Source organism: Beijerinckia sp. L45 (assembly GCF_009765775.1).
GTDB lineage: Bacteria > Pseudomonadota > Alphaproteobacteria > Rhizobiales > Beijerinckiaceae > RH-AL1.
In genome coordinates this window covers 13,282-16,849 of record NZ_LMUU01000208.1, presented here as the reverse complement: position 1 = coordinate 16,849, position 3,568 = coordinate 13,282, and the positions used below count along the sequence as shown (strand labels likewise).

At 63.7% G+C, this 3,568-nt stretch carries 1 protein-coding gene and 2 pseudogenes; all 3 read right to left on the bottom strand.

Annotated features, from left to right (window positions below; all coding sequences use genetic code 11):
- Positions 1 to 892: 892 nt before the first annotated feature.
- A complete protein-coding gene (locus GSQ79_RS21715; protein WP_256379045.1) occupies positions 893 to 1,108 on the bottom strand; it encodes a hypothetical protein in 216 nt (71 codons plus the stop codon).
- Between the two features lie 273 nt (positions 1,109 to 1,381).
- A pseudogene (istA, locus tag GSQ79_RS21710) lies at positions 1,382 to 2,128 on the bottom strand (IS21 family transposase); the annotation flags it as partial.
- Between the two features lie 540 nt (positions 2,129 to 2,668).
- Positions 2,669 to 3,568: pseudogene (dinB, locus tag GSQ79_RS30420) on the bottom strand (DNA polymerase IV); the annotation flags it as partial.

Below are 3,568 nucleotides of genomic sequence, written 5' to 3'. Positions count from 1 at the left end.
GCGCTCAGGCCGACCATGAACTAACATAAACCCCGGACCACTCAGTGGGGACCGGCCATTATCTATTGCCGTGAAGATATATCTGAACGATATGCGCGGCATACGGTGACGAACGCCATAATTGATAGGCTTAGGCTCGTTAGCGCGCTTCGGGAAAATGACTCTACGGCAGCGCAAGCTGAATCGTTAGCTGCCGCTATCGAGGCTTGCACTGCCGCGCCGGCGTTGTCGAAAACGGATCTGCAAACCATCATTACCGCACGTGCGCCCTGTTTGAGACGATGGACGTCGGCGCTTTCGCTGTGAACTTCGTCGTAACTGCTGTCGCCACCACGGTGGTGTTTAGGCTGCTTAAGTAGCACTCGATCTGCGCGCGTTTGCCTCTCGGCACCGCTAGCGTTTGAGAGTCTCGTGTACCCCTCCGCGATCCCGTAGCTCATAAGTAGGCGCAGAGAGAACTGAGGTGCCCACATGGGCTTTAGACGTTAGCAGCGCTCTATGACGACTCGTCACGAAACTTCGATTGGCTTAGCGCAACGCTGCAGGCGAGGGGCGCAGCCGCGCTTACCCCCGATCCACGACGTGCGATCCCGATAGCTTGCCTCCAACATCGGCTGGTAGCTATAATCTCGAACGGCTCGGACAACACGCTGTTAGTCTTCAGCCAGGTGTGGGACCGGCCAGAGCGATACGGCGCGTCGAGCCGTTTCGATACGATGCCCTCGAGCTCGTGCTCGCAGGCAACGCGAAAGAGATCGGCTCCGGAGCCCGTGAATTCCTCGCTGAAGGCCACGGCGGCTCCTGGCCGCAAAGGAAGCAAGCCTGACGACGGTCCTCCAGGGGCTCCCACGCAGATTATCATCGTCGAGGAACAGCAGGTCGAATGCGTACATCACCGCCCGCTCGGATCCGTGAAGGCTGAGGTCCGCCCGCAGCTCAGCGAAGCTCGACCGCCCCGTTCGTCGAGGACCACGGCTTCGCCGTCGATCACGGCGGAGCGGACGTTTAGCTTCAGCAATGCGGCGGCAATGTTGGGGAAGCGCCCGGTCCAGTCATGGCCATTGCGAGTGCGCATCGTAACCTTGCCCCCGGTGACGTAGGCCGAGATACGGTAGCCATCCCCATTTTATCTCGTGGATCTAGGCGTCGCCGACCGGTGGCTTGTCGACGAGCGTCGGCAGGCAAGGCTTGATCCACTTGGGTAGCGGCGCATCGAAGAGCCCGGCTTGCCGCGGATCGAGCGGCCTGGCGACGAGCGCGCCGCCTGCAATCCGCTCGGTGTAGCGCGGCGATCTAGATGAGAGCTTTGCGGCGATCAGGATGAGACTGTCGTGTCGCGGCGCGTCGAAGTTTGCCTGTGATTGCCGTCGCTCGCAACAACGATCGCTCGCTTCAGATGGCCGTGCGAACCCTCGATGGCGCCGTTCTCGTGAGCGACGCCAGTGGTGTTGCGGGTCGGAGTCATTGCGTAGTGCGCGCAGAGCGCATCGTAACGCTGGGTCAGGTCGCGTTTGGCGTCGGCATCGAGGTTGCGGAAGGCAGCCGACAGGCTGTCCGTGCGATGCTCCCTCGGGGTGCCGCCGAGCAGCCAGAGGGCGTTCTGCTAGCCCTCGGCGAGGGCGACGAAGCTCTCGCCGCCCAGAATGACATGGGCATGCTCGAAGCCGGAGTAGGCCAGCCGGAAGTGGTAAAGCCGATGATCGAGCGTGGCGCCGGCAATCGAGATGCCGAGAGCCGTCATGTCGGTGAAGTCGGACAATCCCATCCCGCCCGGCTTATGGGTCTGGCGAAAGATGATCTCGCGATCCTCGCCGTTGCGGGCTCGCCACGACCGGACGCGTCGCTCAAAGGTGCGGCGGATGCCGGCGCCGAGCTCGGGATGGCGCCGCACGATCTCCTCGAAGATCGCCACCGAGCGAAGCCCCGGCGCCGCAATCAGCAGCGGCACGACCTCCGCCTCGAACACGTCGGCAAGGGGATCGGGTCGGCGTCGCTCCCGATGCGCCGCCTTGATGGAAGGAAGGCGCGGATCGCCCGCGAGCCGATAGCCGGTCGCGGCACTGATTGCCGCCCTGGCGGCGGCGACGGCCACCGTGTCGTGTTGTCGGTATCTCATGAATAGCCTCATCTGATGATCGGTCACATGGCGGCCGGGCACGACGTCCTCACCCTGGAGGATTACCGTTGCGACCGGCCGGCCGCGATCACTACTGAGGCGTGGAAAGGGCCCGAGGTTCGGGACCGGTGCCTTCGGTCGGGCTTCGCCCTCCCTGCGTCACCAGGCCCGAACCTCTCTCATCTTGATTGACGCGCCGTTCTCACATTGATTGTCGCGCTACAATCGTCGGCGGACACAGCATCCCGCGATGTCCGCGCGTGCGGTGGGCACTCTGCGCCAACCCCGCCCGGACCTTCGCCGCATCGATGATCGGCGCGACGGGCGACGCGGTGCCGACGTCATTCACCGTTGGCAACTACCAATGCATCGCGGACCAGAGTCTCGGCGCCTTAACGACGCGGCGATCGCCGCCGACGCGGGATCTAGGACGTTCGTGTGGGGTGCGCCCTATTCCTGGGTAAGCGCATTGCTTTCGCTTTCGATGGAATGCGCGTGCTGGGCGGGACGAGACAAACCGGCCCCTTCTTCGCCTTCAGGTGACTGTGGCCGTCATTCGATAAGCAGCATTCCAGCCGGGTCCTGTCTCCGCGCTTCCAGGTTCGACAGGCTTACTCCGAGAAGCCGCACGGCGCGCGGCACCGGCATCTCCCGCGCCAGGAGTTCAAGGCTCGCTGTCTCAAGCGCCTCCCGGAACCCGATCGCCGTGTTCTCCGACCGACTGCGCGTGATCTGGGTGAAGTCCGAGAACTTCATCTTCAAGGTGATGGTCCGACCGCGGACGCCGGTCGCTTCGCAGTGGCGCCAGACCTTGTCGATGATCGGATGCAGCGCGTCCCGCATCGGCTCGTAGTCGACGAGGTCCGCCATGAAGGTGTTCTCGGCGCCGACGGACTTGCGGATCCGATTGGTGCGCACGGGCCGGAAGTCGATGCCTCGCGCGATCCCGAAGTAATAGGGTCCCGACTTGCCGAAGTGCTGCTGCAGGAAGGCCAACGACTTCGTCTTGAGGTCGGCGCCGGACATGATCCCGAGCCGATGCATCTTCGCCTCGGTGGCCGGCCCGACACCGTGAAAGCGGCCGATCGGCAGCGCCTCGACGAAGGCTGGTCCCATTCGCGGCGTGATGACGTACTGGCCGTTAGGCTTGCGATGGTCGGAGGCGAGCTTCGCCAGGAACTTGTTGTAGGAGATCCCGGCCGACGCGGTAAGGCCCGTCTCTGCACGGATCCTCGCGCGGATCGCGAAGGCGATGTCGGTTGCGAGCGGATGCCCTGGATGTTCTCGGTTACGTCTCGATAGGCCTCGTCGAGCGACAGCGGCTCGATGAGCGGCGTATGCTCGGCGAAGATCGCCCTGATCTGCATCGACACCGCCTTGTAGACCTCGAAGCGCGGCTTGACGAACACGAGCGCAGGGCACTTGCGCCGCGCGGTGATCGACGGCATCGCA